This window comes from Methylobacterium oxalidis (assembly GCF_007992195.1).
In the GTDB taxonomy this organism is placed as follows: domain Bacteria; phylum Pseudomonadota; class Alphaproteobacteria; order Rhizobiales; family Beijerinckiaceae; genus Methylobacterium; species Methylobacterium oxalidis.
On record NZ_BJZU01000292.1, the window covers coordinates 1 to 1,203 of the forward strand.

At 67.2% G+C, this 1,203-nt stretch carries 1 protein-coding gene; it reads right to left on the minus strand.

Annotated elements, in window-relative coordinates; all coding sequences use genetic code 11:
- Nucleotides 1-12: 12 nt before the first annotated feature.
- On the minus strand, nt 13-1,203 hold the full coding sequence (tuf, locus tag MOX02_RS30645) for an elongation factor Tu (RefSeq protein ID WP_147029517.1): 1,191 nt from the start codon (nt 1,201-1,203) through the stop codon (nt 13-15).

The following is a 1,203-nucleotide window of genomic DNA, read 5'->3' on the forward strand; positions in this document are numbered from 1 at the left end:
CTCGCGCGTGTATTACTCGTTGATGGCTGCGACGACGCCGGCGCCGACGGTGCGTCCGCCCTCGCGGATGGCGAAGCGCAGCTTCTCCTCCATGGCCACCGGCACGATCAGCGCCACGTCCATGGTCACGTTGTCGCCCGGCATCACCATCTCGGTGCCCTCTGGCAGCGTGCACACCCCCGTCACGTCCGTGGTGCGGAAGTAGAACTGCGGCCGGTAGTTGGTGAAGAACGGCGTGTGGCGACCGCCCTCCTCCTTGGTCAGGATGTAGGCCTCGGCCTTGAACTTGGTGTGCGGCTTCACCGAACCCGGCTTGCACACCACCTGGCCCCGCTCCACGTCCTCGCGCTTGGTGCCGCGCAGCAGAACGCCGACGTTGTCGCCCGCCTGGCCCTGGTCGAGCAGCTTGCGGAACATCTCGACGCCCGTCACCGTCGTCTTGGTGGTCGGACGGATGCCGACGATCTCGACCTCCTCGCCCACCTTGATGATGCCGCGCTCGACCCGGCCCGTCACCACCGTGCCGCGGCCCGAGATCGAGAACACGTCCTCGATCGGCATCAGGAACGGCATGTCGATCGGACGCTCCGGCTGCGGGATGTAGGCGTCCACCGTCGCCATCAGCGCCAGAACCGCCTCGCGGCCGATCTTGGGCTCCTTGTCCTCCAGCGCCATCAGCGCCGAGCCCTTGGTGATCGGGATGTCGTCGCCGGGGAAGTCGTACTTGGAGAGAAGCTCGCGCACCTCCAGCTCGACCAGCTCCAGGAGCTCCTCGTCGTCGACCATGTCGACCTTGTTGAGGAACACCACCAGCGCCGGCACGCCGACCTGGCGGGCCAGCAGGATGTGCTCGCGCGTCTGCGGCATCGGGCCGTCGGCCGCCGACACCACCAGGATCGCGCCGTCCATCTGCGCCGCGCCCGTGATCATGTTCTTCACGTAGTCGGCGTGGCCGGGGCAGTCCACGTGCGCGTAGTGCCGGTTCGTGGTCTCGTACTCCACGTGCGCCGTCGAGATCGTGATCCCGCGCGCCTTCTCCTCCGGCGCCTTGTCGATCTGGTCGTAGGCCGTGAACGTGGCCCCGCCCGACTCCGCCAGCACCTTCGTGATCGCCGCCGTCAGGGACGTCTTGCCATGGTCGACGTGGCCGATCGTCCCAATGTTGCAGTGCGGCTTCGTGCGCGAAAACTTCTCTTTGGCCAT

Coding starts and splice junctions, on each gene's coding strand:
- tuf (WP_147029517.1), bottom strand. CDS start 1,203: ATGGCCAAAGAGAAGTTTTCGCGCACGAAGCCGCACTGCAACATTGGG.